Source organism: Streptomyces hesseae, assembly GCF_031845785.1.
In the GTDB taxonomy this organism is placed as follows: domain Bacteria; phylum Actinomycetota; class Actinomycetes; order Streptomycetales; family Streptomycetaceae; genus Streptomyces; species Streptomyces hesseae.
Genome location: NZ_JAVRFI010000005.1, coordinates 162217 through 179286, shown reverse-complemented (window position 1 = coordinate 179286; position 17070 = coordinate 162217). Strand labels below are relative to the sequence as shown.

11 protein-coding genes are annotated in these 17070 nt (G+C 70.6%); 3 read left to right on the top strand and 8 right to left on the bottom strand.

Features of this window, described 5'->3' with window-relative positions:
* Positions 1 to 6 precede the first annotated feature (6 nt).
* A complete protein-coding gene (locus RM609_RS10865; RefSeq protein ID WP_311609959.1) occupies positions 7 to 3663 on the bottom strand; it encodes a hydantoinase B/oxoprolinase family protein in 3657 nt (1218 codons plus the stop codon).
* Positions 3664 to 3814: 151 nt separating this feature from the next.
* On the opposite strand from RM609_RS10865, the gene RM609_RS10860 reads away from it, so the two are divergent.
* Complete coding sequence (locus tag RM609_RS10860; RefSeq protein WP_311609958.1) at positions 3815 to 4879, top strand: Rossmann-fold NAD(P)-binding domain-containing protein; 1065 nt, start codon at positions 3815 to 3817, stop codon at positions 4877 to 4879.
* A gap of 18 nt (positions 4880 to 4897) precedes the next feature.
* On the opposite strand, the gene RM609_RS10855 is transcribed toward RM609_RS10860, so the two are convergent.
* The gene (locus RM609_RS10855; RefSeq protein WP_311609956.1) at positions 4898 to 5536 is read right to left on the bottom strand and encodes a hypothetical protein; all 639 of its coding nucleotides are present in this window, start codon (positions 5534 to 5536) and stop codon (positions 4898 to 4900) included.
* Positions 5537 to 5861: 325 nt separating this feature from the next.
* Between RM609_RS10855 and RM609_RS10850 the strand changes: the two genes are divergently transcribed.
* Both RM609_RS10850 and RM609_RS10845 read left to right on the top strand, forming a co-directional pair.
* Positions 5862 to 6344 carry a pyridoxamine 5'-phosphate oxidase family protein gene (locus tag RM609_RS10850; protein WP_438828416.1) on the top strand — a complete coding sequence of 161 codons (483 nt, stop codon included), beginning with the start codon at positions 5862 to 5864 and terminating at the stop codon, positions 6342 to 6344.
* Positions 6345 to 6560: 216 nt separating this feature from the next.
* Positions 6561 to 8291 carry a sensor histidine kinase gene (locus RM609_RS10845; RefSeq protein WP_311610245.1) on the top strand — a complete coding sequence of 577 codons (1731 nt, stop codon included), beginning with the start codon at positions 6561 to 6563 and terminating at the stop codon, positions 8289 to 8291.
* On the opposite strand, the gene RM609_RS10840 is transcribed toward RM609_RS10845, so the two are convergent.
* The 6 genes from RM609_RS10840 to adhE form a co-directional block, all read right to left on the bottom strand.
* Positions 8262 to 8948 (bottom strand): response regulator, encoded by a 687-nt coding sequence (locus RM609_RS10840; protein WP_311609954.1) that lies wholly within the window; start codon positions 8946 to 8948, stop codon positions 8262 to 8264. The genes RM609_RS10845 and RM609_RS10840 overlap by 30 nt on opposite strands.
* A gap of 159 nt (positions 8949 to 9107) precedes the next feature.
* On the bottom strand, positions 9108 to 10637 hold the full coding sequence (locus RM609_RS10835; RefSeq protein WP_311609953.1) for a YfcC family protein: 1530 nt from the start codon (positions 10635 to 10637) through the stop codon (positions 9108 to 9110).
* Positions 10634 to 11593: a carbamate kinase gene (locus tag RM609_RS10830; RefSeq protein WP_311609952.1), complete on the bottom strand. Its 960-nt coding sequence runs from the start codon at positions 11591 to 11593 to the stop codon at positions 10634 to 10636. Before RM609_RS10830 ends, RM609_RS10835 begins: the two co-directional genes overlap by 4 nt.
* A gap of 33 nt (positions 11594 to 11626) precedes the next feature.
* Positions 11627 to 12628, bottom strand: coding sequence for an ornithine carbamoyltransferase (gene argF / locus RM609_RS10825; RefSeq protein WP_311609950.1), 1002 nt, complete (start codon positions 12626 to 12628; stop codon positions 11627 to 11629).
* A 33-nt stretch (positions 12629 to 12661) separates the two neighbouring features.
* Positions 12662 to 13885 carry an arginine deiminase gene (locus tag RM609_RS10820; RefSeq protein ID WP_311609948.1) on the bottom strand — a complete coding sequence of 408 codons (1224 nt, stop codon included), beginning with the start codon at positions 13883 to 13885 and terminating at the stop codon, positions 12662 to 12664.
* 306 nt (positions 13886 to 14191) lie between these two features.
* Positions 14192 to 16843 (bottom strand): bifunctional acetaldehyde-CoA/alcohol dehydrogenase, encoded by a 2652-nt coding sequence (gene adhE / locus RM609_RS10815; protein ID WP_311609946.1) that lies wholly within the window; start codon positions 16841 to 16843, stop codon positions 14192 to 14194.
* Between the last annotated feature and the right edge of the window lie 227 nt (positions 16844 to 17070).

The following is a 17070-nucleotide window of genomic DNA, read 5'->3' as shown; positions in this document are numbered from 1 at the left end:
CCGGACTCATTCCCGCCGGATGTGTGATCGGCCGGCGCTTTCCTCGGGCGGTCCGTACCCGCCGCCACCTGGCGTCTCCACCACGAGCACGTCTCCGGGCAGCACGTCGACCGAGTCGCGGCCGGCCATCGGCGTGGTGCCGCCGTCGGCCCGTTCCACGCGGTTCGAGCCGAGGGCGCCCGGACGCCCGCCCGCCATGCCGTAGGGCGGGATCCGCCGGTGACCGGACAGGGTGCTCACCGTCATCGGCTCACGGAAGCGGAGCCGGCGTACGACTCCGTCGCCTCCGCGCCGGCGACCCTCGCCCCCGCTGCCAGTGCGGACGGCGAACTCCTCGAGCAGGACGGGAAGCCGCCACTCGAGCACTTCCGGGTCGGTGAGACGCGAGTTGGTCATATGGGTCTGGACCGCCGACGCGCCGTCGAAGTCCGGGCCGGCTCCCGATCCGGACGCGACGGTCTCGTAGTACTGGTATCGGTCGTTGCCGAAGGTGACGTTGTTCATGGTGCCGCTTCCCTCGGCCTGTGACTCCAGGGCCGCGTAGAGGGCACCGACGATGGCCTGGGACGTCTCGACGTTGCCGGCGACGATGGCGGCCGGGTACGTGGGGGCGAGCATCGAGCCGGGCGGGACGATGACGCGCAAGGGGCGCAGGCAGCCGTCGTTGAGGGGGATGTCCTCGGCGATGAGCGTCCGGAAGACATACAGCACCGCCGCGTTCACCACGGCGGTGGGCGCGTTGAAGTTGGTCTCCAGCTGCGGGGAGGTGCCCGTGAAGTCGATCGTGGCGGATCTCCGCCGGCGATCGACCGTGACGCGCACGGCGATGACCGCTCCGGAGTCCGTCTCGTAGCGGTAGTAGCCGTCGGAGAGGCCCGTGATCGCCTGCCGGACGGCCTCTTCGGCATTGTCCTGGACGTGGCGCATATAGGCCTGCACCACATCCAGGCCGAAGTGGTCGATCATCTTGCCGACCTCCTCGACGCCTTTGCGGTTGGCGGCGATCTGAGCGCGCAGGTCGGCCAGGTTGGTCGCCGGATCACGGGACGGGAACGGTGCCGAGGTGAGGAGCTCCAGGGTCTCGGTCTCCCGGAACCTTCCGTTCTCGACGAGGAGCCAGTTGTCGAAGAGAACGCCTTCCTCGTGAATCTCGTGGCTGTTCGCCGGCATGGACCCCGGAGTCAGGCCCCCGATCTCCGCGTGGTGGCCACGGGAGGCGACGAAGAAGAGGATCGTCGTGCCGGGCGCGTCGGGCCGCTCGTCGAAGACCGGGGTCACCACGGTGATGTCGGGAAGGTGGGTACCGCCGTGATAGGGGTCGTTGACGGCGTAGGACTCACCGGGCCGCATGGCCCCGGAGCGGCGGTGGACGACCTCCCTGACGGCGGTGCCCATGGAGCCGAGGTGCACGGGGATGTGCGGGGCGTTGGCGACGAGATCGCCCCGGGGGTCGAAGAGCGCGCAGGAGAAGTCGAGCCGCTCCTTGATGTTGACGGATTGCGCGGTCGACTCCAGGCGTGCCCCCATCTGCTCGGCGATGGACACGAAGAGGCTGTTGAAGATCTCGAGCATGACCGGGTCCGCCCTGGTCGCCACGTCGGCTTCCGGGGGTGGGGCGACCCGTTGGGCGAGCAGGTGCCCGGTGTCCGTCACGCAGGCCTGCCAGCCGGGTTCCACGACCGTGGTCGCGTTGGCCTCGGTGATGACCGCGGGGCCGGGCACCGTGGTGCCCGGAGCCAGGCGCTCGCGCCGCCGGAGGGGTGCGTCGATCCACGTGCCGTTCGCGTAGAGCCGGATGGTGCCGGGGTCGCTGTCGTCGCCGTCCTCCGGAGCGGCCGCGGCGAGGGTGGTGAGATCGGGCTGTTCGGTGAGCCCGGTGGCCTCGATCGAGAGCGCTTCGACGACGACGGGGCGATCCAGGAGGAATGAATACAGTGCCCGATGACTCGACTCGAACTCCTCCCGCATGGCTTGGCGTTCGCTCATTTCCACGGTCACGGCGGTGTCCGTGCCGTCGTAGCGCAGTCGCGCGCGCCGGGTCACCCGGACGCGTTCGGCGGGGACGTCCTCGTCGTGGAGCACGGAGCGGGCGGCGGTCTCCAACTCGTCGGCCGTGGCGCTGATCCGGTCTATGCTCGCTTCTTCGAGGGGGAGCTCCACCGATCGTTCCCGCAGAGTGGTGGTGTCGGCCAGACCGATCCCCAGCGCGGAGAGCACCCCGGCCATGGGCGGTACGAGGACCGTGCGGATGCCGAGGGAGTCGGCGACGGCGCAGGCGTGCTGGCCGCCGGCGCCGCCGAACGTGGTCAGCGCGTACTCGGTGACGTCGCGGCCCTTCTGGACGGTGATGCGTTTGACGGCGGCCGCCATGTTGGCCACCGCGACCCGGAGGAAGCCTTCGGCGACCTGCTCCGGGGCGCGCCTGTCACCGGTACGGGCGTGGATCTCCTCGGCGAGCTCGGTGAAGCGGCGGCGCACGACGTCCCGGTCCAGGGGCTGGTCGCCGTCCGGCCCGAACACGTGTGGGAAGTGGGCTGGTTGGACGCGGCCGAGCATCACATTGGCGTCGGTGACGGTCAGGGGGCCGTCGGCGCGGTAACAGGCGGGGCCGGGGGTCGCTCCGGCCGAGCCGGGGCCGACCCGGTAGCGACCGCCGTCGAAGCGCAGCACGGAGCCCCCGCCCGCCGCGACGGTGTGGATGTCCAGCATCGGCGCCTGGAGCCGGACTCCCGCGACCTGGGAGGTGACCACTCGCTCGTAGGCGCCTGCGAAGTGCGATACGTCGGTGGAGGTGCCGCCCATGTCGAAACCGATGACCTTCTCGAAACCCGCCAGCTGCGACATGCGGGCCATGCCGACGATGCCGCCCGCCGGGCCGGACAGGATGGCGTCCTTGCCCCGGAAATGTCCCGCCTCGGCCAGGCCCCCGTTGGACTGCATGAACATCAGCCGCACACCGGGCAGCCGGTCCGCCACCCGCTCCACGTAGCGGCGCAGGACGGGGGACAGATAGGCGTCGACGGCGGCGGTGTCACCGCGCGGCACCAGTTTCATCAGGCGGCTGACCTCGCTGGACAGGGAGATCTGCGGAAAGCCGATCGACTCGGCCAGTTCCCCGATCGCCTCCTCGTGCCCCGGGTGGAGATGGCTGTGCACGCACACGACGGCGACGGCGCGGATGCCGTCGTCGTACGCGCGTCGCAGGCCGGCGGCGAGACCGCGGAGATCGGGCGGGCGCAGGACCTCCCCCTCGGCTGTGACCCGCTCGGAGACCTCGATGACGCGCTCGTACAGCACCTCCGGAAGGACGATCTCCCGGTCGAAGAGCCGGGGACGGTTCTGGTAGCCGATGCGCAGCGCATCCCGGAACCCCTGGGTGATCACGAGCGCCGTCCGTTCGCCCTCGCGCTCCAGGAGGGCGTTGGTCGCCACGGTCGTGCCCATGCGTACGGCTTCGACGGTGTCCACCGGGATCTCCTGATCGTCCCGCAGGTCGAGCAGTCCGCGGATTCCCTCGATGGCGGCGTCGTCGTAGCGTGCCGGATTCTCCGAGAGGAGTTTGCGGGTCAGCAAGCGCCCGTCCGGGGCGCGGGCGACGATGTCCGTGAAGGTCCCGCCACGATCGACCCAGAATTGCCAGCCACGGTCGACGCTGGACGACATGCTGCCCCTTTCTCCGCTCTCCGCCTGCCTTTGCCGCTGACCAAGGCCCGTCATCAGCATGGCCTGCCGGTGCCCGTTTCTCGGTGCGGCGCACTCGGGAGGGGGCCGATACTGAAGTGGTGGGACACCCTCGAGCGGAGGTGGACCGGCCATGACGGGTATGACGCTGGGGGTCTGCAAGGAGACCGTCCCGGGCGAGCGGCGGGTGGCGCTCGTACCGGAGTCCGTCGCGTCCGTGGAGGCCCTGGGCCTCGCCGTGGTGGTGGAATCAGGGGCAGGGGCACAGAGCTGGAGGCCTGACGACCTCTACCGGAAGGCCGGTGCCGGCATCGTCACGCCGGAGGAGCTCATCGACCGTTCGGACATCGTGGTGGGGGTGCGGCCTCCCAATCTCCCCGTCGGCAGCAGGTTCCGGCGCCGGCAGATCGTGATGGCGCTCCTGGATCCCCTGCACATGCCCTTCCGGGTCCGGGACTGGGCGGACGCGGGCGTCACCTCGATCGGCCTGGACCTGGCACCACAGACCTCGGTCCTGGCACGCCGGATGGACGCCGTCGCCTCGCAGGGCCGGCTCGCGGGCTACAAAGCGGCACTGCTGGCGGCCGACCGCCTGGACCGCCCCCTGCCGGATACGGTCCCCACTTCGCCGGGACCCGCGCGCGTACTGGTCCTCGGCTCCGGTGACGCCGCACGGGAAGCGGCCGGAACGCTGCGTCGGCTCGGTGCCGAGGTACGTGTCCGCGATGACGTCCTGCCGGGGCCACAGGGCGCCGGGGAGCCCGGCCCCGGCCCACTGACCGGCCTCGACGTGCTCATCACCGCCGTCCGGCCACGCAGGGGCCGGCCGCCGCCCTTGCTGGTGACCGCCCGGGATCTGGCGGGGATGGGTCCGGGTTCCGTGGTTGTCGACACGGCCGTCGGGCCGGACGGGGGCAATGTTGAGGGAGCGCGGCCGGAGCGTTCAGGCGTCGTGGGCCCCGGCGTCACACTGATCGGTGCCGGCCGGCTGCCGGAGGACATCCCCGTGGCGGCTTCCGCGGCGTACGCCCGCAACGTCATCGCACTGCTCGACTACATCGTGCGCGACGGTGACCTGTGGATCGACCCGGACGATCCCGTTCAGGACGCTATGACGGTCACTCATGACGGGTTCGTGCATGCCCAAGACGTGTGGCAGCTGATTCTCGACCAGACCGCCGTGGCGGGGATGCCCTGAATCCCGGCCTCCACCCTTTCACGACGGTGGGGCCGTCTCCCGGAGGAGGGCCATGTGCAGGGAAACGGTGGCGGCCCGCTGCGCGCATTCGACGTAGCACCGGCTCAGTACCGACGTGTCCACGGCGTCGACGACGTCGAGGGAGTCGCTCTCGGAGAGCACCATGCGGCACAGGCGATGTTGCTGGTTCCCGATGTCCGCCAGTTGAGCTTCCGTGACCGGCTCGGCGGCCGGGGAGACGACAGCGTCATGTGCTCTGCCGACCAGGGTGAGACAGTCGTCCGCGATTCTCTGTACGGCGTTCCGCATGGGGTCGGGAAGGAGCGGCTTCGTCTGGCGTGCCCACGCGATGTCACTCACTTGGCGCGCCAGTACGCCCATACGTCCCACGTCCTCCCCGACGTACATGTCGGTGATGACCGTACGAATGTCGGCTTCCCGGTCGGCGCCTGTGGTCAGGCCGGTCGAGGCGAGGTCCTCCGCTTCCTGCCACAGGTCCCCGAGGGCGCTGTTCACGGCGGCCATCTTCTTCTCGCCTTTGACCGCGGGCCGGAACAGCACGGCTGTGGCCTGGCTCAGCGCGGTGTGGGCCAGATGGAGCAATTCGGCCACCCGCTCGAAGAGGTCACTCGTTTGACCCGGGTCTACCTCACGCACGTCGGACTCCTCCTCACTCCGCGGCGGGTGGATGCGGGGCGGCGATGACGGGGCACCGCGTCGGCGCGTCCCGCGCCGCATGGTGCCTGCCCGGCGACCCGCTCGGCCGACGCCGCGCGGGAAGGGCTGTCGCACTCACCTCCCAGGAGGTTCACGGCAGTGCGTCCCGTCCATAGTGGTTCAGCGGGACGGCCCCTGCATGCCGGGCAGGTGGGGCACTTGGGCCAGGTGCCCCGCGATAGGGGCCGATCGGCCCCAGGTGGAGGCGATCGTCGATCACCTACTGTCGAATGGAGCAGTGCGGACGCGAGAACGGAGGCTCCGCGTGAACGGCGATACCGACCGGCGGACCCCCGAAGTCCGCCGCCGGGCTCCGGCGGCCCGGGACGAGCCGCGGCGCACGGTCGGTGTGGACCGCTTCGAGGCACTGCGGCTCCTGGGCAGCGTCTCCTTCGGCAGGGTCGTCTTCACCCAGCGCGCGCTGCCGGCCATCCGGCCGGTCAACCACATCGTGGACGGCGAGGACATCGTCATTCGCACCCACGAGGGCGCGGCCCTGGTCTCGTACGCCCAGGACGCCGGAGACCCCGGCGTCGTCGTGGCCTACGAGGCCGACGCCATAGACCCGCAGACACATCTGGGATGGAGCGTGGTGGTCACCGGCTACGCCCGCATGGTCACCGACCCCGAGGACCTGGCCCGCTACCAGGCCGCGCTGCGCCCCTGGGTGGACCGGACCATGGACTTCACCGTGCGCATCCACCCGGAGGAGATCACCGCCGTCCACCTCGTCCCGTACGACGAGTAACCCTGCTGGGGGGACGCGGGCCTCGGCCCTCGGCCTCCGGGTGACGGCCGGCCGAGTCCCATTGACACCCCCATGACCGGCCCGGGTGGCTCTGCGGCTTGGTGCACCTGCTCCCGGTGCGTCGGCAGGGACGGCTACCGTGACTCCTTGCAGGGCCTCCCGGCCCGGCGATGGGTGAGGAGGGCGCCGGTGGACAGGGCCGAGAAGCAGTCGCGCATGCCGAGGTTGCGCCTGGACGAGCTGCTGGACGAGCTGCAGGCGCGGATCGACGACGCGCGCGGCACCCGCGACCGGGTGCACAGCCTGTTGGAGGCGGTGTTGTCCGTGGGACGGGAGCTGGACCTCACTCATGTTCTGCGGAGCATCGCGGAGGCGGCGGCCGTGCTGGTGGACGCGCGGTACGCGGCGCTGGGCGTGATCGGCCCGGACGGCCGCACGCTGTCGCAGTTCCTGACCGTGGGTCTCTCGCAGGAGGGCATCGACGCGATCGGTCCGTTCCCCTCCGGTCACGGCATTCTCGGCGAGCTGATTCGCGAGCCCGAGCCGCTGCGCCTGAAGGACCTCGGGACGCACCCGGCCTCCTATGGCTTTCCCGCCGGCCATCCGCCGATGCACACGTTCCTGGGTGTGCCGATCCGGGTGCGCGAAGAGGTCTTCGGCAACCTCTACCTGACCGACAAACGCGGCGGAGTGGACTTCGACGCCGAGGACGAGGCGGTCCTCACCACGCTGTCCGTCGCCGCCGGAGTGGCCATCGACAACGCCCGCCTGTACGAGGCGTCCCAACGGCAGCACCGCTGGCTCCAGGCAGGCGGGGAGATCACCAGCAGCCTGCTGTCGGGAACGGCCCGCCAGGACGTCCTGGAACTGCTCGCGGTCAAGGCCCGGGAGATCACCGGGGCGGTGCTGGCGGACATCTCCGTGCCCGTGTCCGACACGGAGCTCCGGGTCGAGCTGGCGATCGGGATGAGAACCGAGGAGCGCGCCGGGCTCGTGGTCCCGATGGTGGGGACGCTGTCGGGGAAGGCCTACGGCTCGGGATCCCCGGCGGTCAGCGCCGACCTGGCCGGCGACGTGCGGTTCGCCGCCGGGCCGCGGCGCTTCGAGGGCCTGGGGCCGGCGATCGCGGTGCCGCTGGGCACCGAAGCCGGGGCGGTACGGGGCGTGCTGCTGCTGGCCCGCGCCGTCGGCCGGCCGCCGTTCACCGAGGACGAGATCCGACCCCTGGAGGTCTTCGCCGGACAGGCGGCCCTCGCCCTGGAGCTGGCCGACCGGCGGCGTGACGCGGAGCAGCTGGCGCTCCTGGAGGACCGCGACCGCATCGCCCGGGACCTGCACGACTTGGCCATCCAGCGACTCTTCGCCACCGGCATGACCTTGCAGAGCGCCGCCCGGCTCATCGACCACTCCGCAGCCGCCGAGCGCGTCACCCGGGCCGTTGGCGATCTGGACGACACCATCAAAATCATCCGCTCGACCATCTTCGGGCTGCGTGCCAAGGACTCCGAACCCAGCCCCCTGCTGCGCGCCCGCGCGGCGCGGGTCGTGGGCGAGGCCGCCACCCACCTCGGTTTCCCGCCGCGTCTGAGCATGGAGGGACTGCTGGACACCGACGTGCCCTCGCGGGTGGCCGACCATGTCGTCGCGGTCCTCGTCGAAGCCCTGAGCAACGTCGCCCGGCACGCCCACGCCACACGGGTGGAGGTGAACTTGCAGGCCACGGCCGGCCGGGTGCTGCTGGCAGTGACCGACAACGGCGTCGGCATCCCCGAGGGAGGTCGCCGCAGCGGACTGCGCAACCTCGCCGAACGGGCGGCGGCCGTCGGCGGCGGCCTGGAGATCCAGGTTCCTTCCGAGGGCGGCAGCCGCCTGCTGTGGACGGCGCCGCTGTGCCGCCCCCAGGGCGCGTCCGATGGGTCAGCCCTGGAGCCCGTGCCCGGGGCGTGAGTGCTGCTGCTCGGCGGCCATCGCCTCGGTGGCGATCACGGCGGCCTGCACGCGCCGCTCGACGCCGAGCTTGGCCAGCAGCCGGGAGATGTGGTTCTTGACCGTCTTCTCCGCCAGGTAGAGCTTCTGGCCGATCTGCCGGTTGGTCAGGCCCTCGCCGATGAGGCCGAGGATCTCCCGTTCACGATCGGTCAGGCCCGCCAGGGCCTGCGGCTGCTGCTTGCCCGTCGCCTCGCCGCGCAGCCGGGCCATCAGCCGCGTGGCGGCTCCGGGATCGAGCATCGACTGCCCGGACGCCACCGTTCGGACCGCTGTCACCAGGTCGGTGCCGCTGATCTGCTTGAGGACATATCCGGCGGCGCCGGCCATGATGGCGTCGAGCAGGGCCTCCTCGTCGTCGAAGGAGGTCAGCATCAGACAGGCGAGCTCCGGCATCCGGGAGCGCAGCTCCCGGCACACCGCCACGCCGTCGCCGTCGGGCAGCCGTACGTCCAGCACCGCCACGTCCGGGCGCAGGGCGGGGACGCGAATCAGGGCCTGTTCCGCGGTGCCCGCCTCGCCGACCACCGTCAGACCGGGCTCGGCGTCCAGCAGGTCGTGGACTCCGCGGCGCACCACCTCGTGGTCGTCGAGCAGAAAGACCTTGGTCGTCTTCATTTGCTCCGTGGCACTGTCCGGCATTCCCGCACTCTCCATCACACTTGTCCCATCCGGTCACCCCGACAGGTTCCGTAGTGCAGCGTGCCCCGGGGCGGAGCCGTTCGGACAGGGCCCAACAGCCCCATGAGCCCCGCGTACAGGCCCTATCCGCGGCCCTTACCCGAAGGCCGCGCCGAGGACCATGAAGCCCGTGACCGCGATCAGGAGCATTCCCATGAGTGGCGCCATGAACCGCAGGTACCGGTCGTAGCGGACCTTCGCCAGGGCGAGGCCGCCCATCACCACCGCCGACGTGGGGGTGATCAGGTTGATCCAGCCCGATGCCGACTGGTAGGCGGTGACCACCATGGCCCGGCTGACGCCGGCGAAGTCGGCGAGCGGGGCGAGGATGGGCATGGCCAGGGCGGCGTGGCCCGAGGAGGAGGGGACGAAGAACGCCAGGGGCAGGTTGACCAGGAACATCAGCACTGTGAAGACACCCGACGAGGTGCCGGAGACCACGCTGTGCAGGGTGTGGAGGATGGTGTCGGTGATGCTGGCGTTGTTCATGATGATGGTGACGCCGCGGGCCAGCATGATGATCATCGCTGCGCCGATGAAGTCCCCGGCGCCCGCCACCACGGCTTCCGCGGTGCCCTTCTCGCCGAGTCCGGCGAAGAGGCCGACCGCCACGGCGGCCACGATGAACAGGGCGGCGAGTTCGGGGAAGTACCAGCCCGGAGTGGGCAGGAAGTCGATGCCCAGGCCGGCCCAGGGGATCACCGCGAAGATCATGAACAGGAAGGTCGCCGCGAACAGCCCCAGCACGACCCGCTGCCGTACGGTCAGCGGCTCGGCCGCCGCTTCCTGCCGCCGCAGCTCCTCGTCCTCGGGCAGCTCCTCCACCAGCGAGCGGCCGGGGTCCTTCTGGACGCGGTTCGCGTAGCGCACGAGGTACCAGGCGGCCAGCGCGGTGAGCGTGCCCCACATCAGCAGCCGCAGGACGATGCCGTCGCCGGTGCCGATGCCCGCGCTGTCGGACGCCACCCCGGTGGCGAACGGGTTCACCGTGGAGGCGAGGGTGCCCACTCCGGCACCCACCATGATCACGGTGGCGCCGACCATCCGGTCGTAGCCCAGCTTCAGCACCATCGGCACCATCAGACCGTAGAAGCCCAGTGTCTCCTCGGCCATGCCGTAGGTGGTGCCACCCAGTGAGAACAGCGCCATCAGGACGACCAGCAGCAGGGTCCGATGCCCGCGCAGCCGCTCGGCCAGCCGGGCGACCCCGGTGGTCAGGGCGCCCGTGCGCAGCGTGACGGTGATGAACGCGCCGACGGCCAGGACGAAGAGGAAAACGCCCGCCGCCCCGGAGAACGCCCCGTCACCACCGGGGGCGGTCAGTCCCGAGCCGGCGTTCGTGACGCCGTACAGGCCGTTGACGGGGGAGAGGAAGAGGTCCTTCAGCCGGCCCGCGAACCCCGTGGTGAGGTGGACCGCGTGGTAGGTGTCCGGAACCGGGGCGCCGTCCTTGGTGTCGTAGCGCCCGGCCGGCACGACGAACGTCAGGCCCCAGACGGTGACGGTGACGGCGACGAGCACGCTGAAGGCGGACGGGAAGTGCGGTGCTCTCCTGCCGGGCCGCTCCTCCGGCCCGGAACGGTCCTTCGGTTCCGGCGCGGTGCGTGGTGTGGTGCCGGTGCTCATGACCGCACCAGCGCTTCGCCGGCGACCGGCTCGCACCCGGCGGGGCGTCCGCCGGGGGTGACCACCGTGCCGGCGGTGCCCTCGAGGATGGCCTGTGCGTCGGCGAGTGCTCCGATGGCGGCCATGCCGCCGGTGAGTTCGACGAACCGGCAGACGGCTTCCACCTTCGGGCCCATGGACCCCGCCGGGAAGTCCTCGGAGCGCAGCTGCCCGGGCGTGGTGTGCCCGATGGGTTCGGCCCCGGGTGTGCCGTAACCGCGCATCACCTGGGGTACGTCGGTGAGCAGGAGCAGGGCGTCGGCGTCGAGGGCCTCGGCGAGGAGGGCGGCGGTGAGGTCCTTGTCGACGACGGCCTCCACACCGGTGAGCCGTCCGGCGTTGTCGCGGATGACGGGAACGCCGCCGCCCCCGGCGCACACGGCCACCGCACCGGAGGACAGCAGCAGCCGGATGAGCCGGGTTTCCACGACGCGCTGCGGGTCCGGCGAGGGCACCACGCGGCGCCAGTGGTCACCGTCCTGCCGGACGGTCCAGCCGCGCTCGGCCGCCAGCCGCTCGGCCACCTCCTTCCCGTACACCGGCCCGACGAACTTGGTGGGGTTGTCGAAGGCGGGGTCGGCGGCGGAGACGAGGGTCTGATTGAGCAGGGCGCACACCTGCCGGTCGGGAAGGGCGTTCTGCAGTGATTGCAGCAGCCAGTAACCGATCATGCCCTGGGTCTCGGCGCCCAGGACGTCGAAGGGGTACGGGGAACTCAGGCTCCGGTCGGCGGCACTTTGCAGGGCGAGCAGGCCGACCTGGGGGCCGTTCCCATGGGTGATCAACAGCTCGTGGCGGTGAGCGAGGGGGGCCAGGGCGGCCACGGCCGCCCGGACGTTGGCGAGCTGTACGGCTGCGTCCGGCCGGTCTCCCCTGCGCAGCAGGGCGTTTCCGCCGAGCGCGACGACGACGCGCATGACTTCTCCTATGAAGCGATGGGTTGACGGTCGTCAGTCGCCGAGGGTGGCGACGAGGACGGCCTTGATGGTGTGCAGCCGGTTCTCGGCCTGGTCGAAGACCACGGAGTGCGAGGACTCGAAGACCTCGTCGGTGACCTCCAGGGCCGTCATCCCGGTACGGGCCAGGATCTCGGCGCCGACTGTCGTCCCGTCGTCGTGGAAGGCGGGCAGGCAGTGCAGGAACTTCACCCGGGGGTTGCCCGTCGCCCTGACCATGTCCATGGTCACCTGGTAGGGCATGAGGAGTTCGATGCGCTCGTCCCAGATCTCCTTGGGCTCGCCCATGGACACCCACACGTCGGTGTAGAGGAAGTCCGCTCCCGCCACGCCCTCCGCCACATCCCCGGTGAAGGTGATCCGGGCTCCGGCGGAATCCGCGATGCGCAGCGCTTCCTTGACCACGTCGGGCGCGTTGCGCAGGCTCTTCGGGCCGACCATGCGCACGTCCATGCCGAACATCGCGCCGGTGATCAGCAGGGAGTTGCCGACGTTGTTGCGCGCGTCGCCGAGGTAGGCGAAGGAGATCTCGTGCAGTGGCTTGTCGGTGTTCTCCCACATGGTCAGCACGTCGGCGAGGGACTGGGTGGGGTGCCATTCGTCGGTCAGGCCGTTCCACACGGGGACGCCGGCGTGGTCGGCGAGTTCCTCGACGATGCTCTGGCTGCTGCCGCGGTACTCGATGCCGTCGTAGAAGCGGCCGAGGACGCGGGCGGTGTCCTTGATGGACTCCTTGTGGCCGATCTGGGAGCCGGTGGGCTCCAGGTAGGTGACGTGGGCGCCCTGCTGGTAGGCGGCGGTCTCGAAGGCGCAGCGGGTGCGGGTGGAGGTCTTCTCGAAGATCAGGGCGATATTGCGGCCGCGCAGCCGCTGTTGTTCGGTGCCGCTGGTGCGGGCGGACTTCAGCCGGGCGGACAGGTCGAGCAGGAAGCGGAACTCCGCGGGGGTGAAGTCGAGTTCCTTGAGGAAGCTGCGGTGACGGAGGTCGAGAGCCATGGCCGGTTTCTCCTTCGGATGCGGGTGGGCGGGTCAGACGGCGTCGCGTTCGACGGGGCAGCTCATACAGCGCGGGCCGCCGCGGCCGCGACCGAGCTCGCTGCCGCGGATGGTGATGACCTCGATGCCACTGCGCCGCAGGTGGGTGTTGCTGGTGACGTTGCGCTCGTAGGCGACGACGACGCCGGGTTCGACGGCCAGGACGTTGCAGCCGTCGTCCCACTGCTCGCGCTCGGCGGCGTGGACGTCCTGCGTCGCGGTGAGCACCGTGATGGCGGGCAGGCCCAGCGCGTCGGCGATGGCGTGGTGCATCTCCTCGGGGGTGTGGTCGGTGATGCGCAGCTTCTCGCCGTCGGTGCCCGGCTCGATGGTGACCGAGGGCAGCATGCCCAGGCCGGCGTACTGGGTGAAGGTGTCGCCACTGACCATGGTCATCACGGTGTCGAGGTGCATGAAGCTGCGCTTCTTGGGCATCTCCAGTGCCACGACCTGGCGGGCCGATCCGGCCGCGAACATCCGCAGGGCGAGGGCCTCGACGGCCTGCGGCGTGGTGCGCTCGCTCATGCCCACCAGTACGGCGCCGTTGCCGATGACCAGCACGTCGCCGCCCTCGATGGTCGAGGGATGGTCGGCCTGACCGCCGGACCACCACTGGAACTCCTGCTTCTCGAACAGCGGATGGTGCGCGTAGATCGCCTCGAAGTGCACGGTCTCGCGCCGGCGGGCCCGCTTCTTCATGGGGTTGACGCTCACCCCGTCGTAGACCCAGCAGGAGGTGTCACGGGTGAAGAGGTGGTTGGGCAGCGGTGCGAGGACGAAGTCGTCGGGGGCCATGGTGTGCAGCCGCACACTGGGGACGGCGCCGAGGCGCTGGACGAGCTCCCGCTTGGTCATGCCGCCGATGAGGTGCCCCGTGAGCTCGGCCGGCTCCATGGCGTCGAAGACGTCGCGCATGCGGTCGGTGGCCAGGAGCCCGAAGTCCCGCTCGTCGAAGACCCGGTCGCAGACCAGGGTGCGGGCGGCGGGCCTGGCCAGGGTCTCGGTGAGCAGATCGGCGAGATAGCGCACGCGCACACCGCGGTCCCGGAGGGTGTCGGCGAAGGCGTCGTGCTCCTCCCGGGCGCGCTTGACCCACAGCACGTCGTCGAAGAGCAGCTCGTCCTTGTTCGTGGGGGTGAGGCGCTTCAGCTCCAGGTCCGGGCGGTGGAGGATGACCTGCCGCAGCCGGCCGGCTTCGGAATCAACGTGGAAGTCCATGGCTCTCCAGGGACGGGAGCGGCGACGTGCGGGCGATGAGCCGGGCGTCGACCGCTCTCCGGGAACCGGTGGGGCCCGCTGTTCCGGGGCCTCCGGTCGGACAACTCAACCGTGGCACGCCGACGCCATCGCTCCCGTCCGCCACTGGGCCTTAACGCAGGCCCAATGGTCCCTGCTTGAACAGGGACCCCGCCTGCCGCGGGGCCGGGACCGACGGTCCTGCGGGCAGCCGCCTCGACGGAAAACGGCGTTGCCCTTCACCACCGGGCGGCGGTGAAGGGCAACGCCGTCGCGTTCCCGAGGCGTTCAGCGACCACCCGTCGCGTCGCGTGCGTAGTAGGCGGTGCGCATGATGTCCTGCATGTCGTCGAGCATCGGCATGCGCGGGTTGGCGGGTGCGCACTGATCCTCGAAGGCGTTCAGCGCCTGCCGGGGGAGGGCGTCGAGGAAGACGCCCTCGTCGACGCCCAGTGCCTGGAAGGACGGCTCGATGCCCACTGCCTCGCGCAGGCGCTCGACGGCGGCGGCGTAGGAGGCGACACCCTCCTCGGGGGTGGCGGCCGGAAGGCCCAGGGACCGGGCGATCTCCTGGAAGCGTTCGGGAGCCCGGTAACGCTCGTACTTCGGCCAGCCTGTCAGCTTCGTGGGCACGGTGCCGTTGTAGCGGATGACGTGCGGCAGCAGAATCGCGTTGGTCCGGCCGTGGGCGATGTGGAACGTGGCGCCCAGGGTGTGGGCCATGGCGTGGACGATGCCGAGGAAGGCGTTGCCGAAGGCCATGCCGGCGATCGTGCCGGCGTTGTGCACCTTCTCCCGGGCCACGGGCTGTGCGGCGCGATCCGTGACGGCCGCCTCCAGGTTCTCGAAGATCAGCTTGATCGCGTGGAGGGCGAGGCCGTCGGTGAAGTCGCTCGCGTAGACCGACACGTACGCCTCGGTCGCGTGGGTCAACGCGTCGAAACCGCTGTCGGCGGCCAGGGCGGGCGGCAGGTCCTTCGTCAGCAGCGGGTCGACGATGGCCACGCTCGGCGTCAGCGCGTAGTCGGCCAGCGGATACTTGCGGCCCGTTGCCGGGTCGGAGATCACGGCGAACGGGGTGACCTCCGCCCCGGTGCCCGAGGTCGTCGGGATGCACACCAGGCGGGCCCGCTCACCGAGCGCCGGGAACCGGAAGGCACGCTTGCGGATGTCGGAGAACTTCTGCCGCATGTCGCCGAAGTCGATGCCGGGGTGTTCGTAGAGCAGCCACATCACCTTGGCCGCGTCCATCGGCGAGCCGCCGCCCAGCGCGATGATGGTGTCGGGACGGAACTCCCGCATCAGCCGGGCACCGTGCCGCACCGAGTCGATGCTCGGCTCCGGCTCCACATTGTCGATGACCTGGATGGTCACCGGCTCCGCGCGATGCAGCAGGACCCGGCTGACCCGGTCGACGTAGCCCAGCCGGGTCATCGTCGCGTCGGTCACCACGGTCACCCGCCGGACGTCGGCCATCGACGCCAGGTATCGGATCGCCTGCGGCTCGAAGTAGATCTTCGGCGGGACCTTGAACCACTGCAGGTTGTTGCGGCGCGAGCTGACGCGCTTGATGTTCAGCAGGTTGACGGCCGAGACGTTGTCGGAGACCGAGGTGTGCCCCCACGATCCGCAGCCCAGTGTCAGCGACGGCATCAGGGAGTTGTAGATGCCGCCGATGGCCCCCTGTGACGAAGGCGCGTTGACGATGACGCGCACGGTCTGCACGCGGTGCCCGAACTCCTCGGCGACCGCCGGGTCACCGGTGTGGACGACCGCGCTGTGGCCCTGGCCGTGGAAGGCGACCATGGCGGCCGCGAGGTCGAAGCCCTCTGCCCGGGTCGCGGCCCTCAGCACGGTCAGTACGGGGCAGAGCTTCTCCCGGGTCAACGGCTCGGCGGGGCCCACAAGCCCGGCTTCCACCAGGATGACGGAGGTCTCCTCGGGCACGGTGAAGCCCGCCTGCTCGGCGATCCAGCCGGGACCGCGCCCCACGACCGCGGGGTTGACCCTCGGCTCGCCGTGGAAGGAGGGGTCGGCCGGAAACAAGAACTCCTCCAGAAGCCGTTTCTCCTCCGGGGTGGTCACATACGCGTGCAGTCGGCGGAACTCCTCGACCGCCCGGTCGTAGATCTCGGTGTCCAGGATCACGGCCTGCTCCGAAGCGCAGATCATGCCGTTGTCGAACGACTTCGAGAGCACCAGGTCGTTGACCGCCCGCCGGACGTCGGCGCTGCGATGGACGTACGCGGGGACGTTCCCGGCGCCCACCCCGATGGCCGGCTTGCCCGCCGAGTAGGCGGCCTTGACCATACTGTTCCCGCCCGTGGCGAGGATCAACGCAACCCCCTCGTGGTGCATGAGCAGCCTCGTGGCCTCCAACGACGGCGTGTCGATCCACTGGACGCAGTGCTCAGGCGCCCCGGCCGCGACGGCCGCGTCCCGCACGACGCGCGCCGCCTCCGCGCTGCACCGCTGGGCGGAGGGGTGGAAGGCGAAGACGACGGGGTTACGGGTTTTCAGCGCCAGCAGCGCCTTGAAGACCGTGGTGGAGGTGGGGTTGGTGACGGGGGTGATCGCGCAGATGACGCCCACCGGTTCGGCGATCTCGACCATGCCGTCGGTCTCGTCCCGGGAGACGACACCGACCGTCCTCATCCGGGACATGCTGTCGGTGACGTGCTCGCAGGCGAACATGTTCTTCGCCGCCTTGTCCTCGAACACCCCGCGGCCGGTCTCCTCCACCGCCAGCCGGGCCAGGTGGGTGTGCTGGTCGAGGGCGGCCACCGACGCCTTGGCGACGATGTGGTCGACCTGCTCCTGACTGAGGGGCGCGTAGTCGTCGAGCGCCTTGAGACCGTTCGTGACCAGCCGGTTCACCGCTACGGCGGTGTCGGAGGGAACGTCGGTGGCGGTTTGGGGTCCGGCGTCGTGTGGGTTCATGGAGGGCCTCCGTCGTGGTCAGCGCGCAGCCGGGATGCCGGCGGCCTTTCCGGGCGGCACTCCTCGGGGCGCCGCCCGTCCTCAGCCTCGTCGACGGCCCGCACCGCACCGAGGGTCCGAAAGTCCTCGGCAAGGGCCCGGTGGTCCGCGGTCCGGCGCACCCGAAGGGCCGATCGGCCCCGTCTCGGGAAGGGACCGGCCGCGGGACCGGTCGGCCCCTGCGCGGA

Coding starts and splice junctions, on each gene's coding strand:
- RM609_RS10865 (WP_311609959.1), bottom strand. CDS start 3,663: ATGTCGTCCAGCGTCGACCGTGGCTGGCAATTCTGGGTCGATCGTGGC.
- RM609_RS10860 (WP_311609958.1), top strand. CDS start 3,815: ATGACGGGTATGACGCTGGGGGTCTGCAAGGAGACCGTCCCGGGCGAG.
- RM609_RS10845 (WP_311610245.1), top strand. CDS start 6,561: ATGCCGAGGTTGCGCCTGGACGAGCTGCTGGACGAGCTGCAGGCGCGG.
- RM609_RS10840 (WP_311609954.1), bottom strand. CDS start 8,948: ATGAAGACGACCAAGGTCTTTCTGCTCGACGACCACGAGGTGGTGCGC.
- RM609_RS10835 (WP_311609953.1), bottom strand. CDS start 10,637: ATGAGCACCGGCACCACACCACGCACCGCGCCGGAACCGAAGGACCGT.
- RM609_RS10830 (WP_311609952.1), bottom strand. CDS start 11,593: ATGCGCGTCGTCGTCGCGCTCGGCGGAAACGCCCTGCTGCGCAGGGGA.
- argF (WP_311609950.1), bottom strand. CDS start 12,628: ATGGCTCTCGACCTCCGTCACCGCAGCTTCCTCAAGGAACTCGACTTC.
- RM609_RS10820 (WP_311609948.1), bottom strand. CDS start 13,885: ATGGACTTCCACGTTGATTCCGAAGCCGGCCGGCTGCGGCAGGTCATC.
- adhE (WP_311609946.1), bottom strand. CDS start 16,843: ATGAACCCACACGACGCCGGACCCCAAACCGCCACCGACGTTCCCTCC.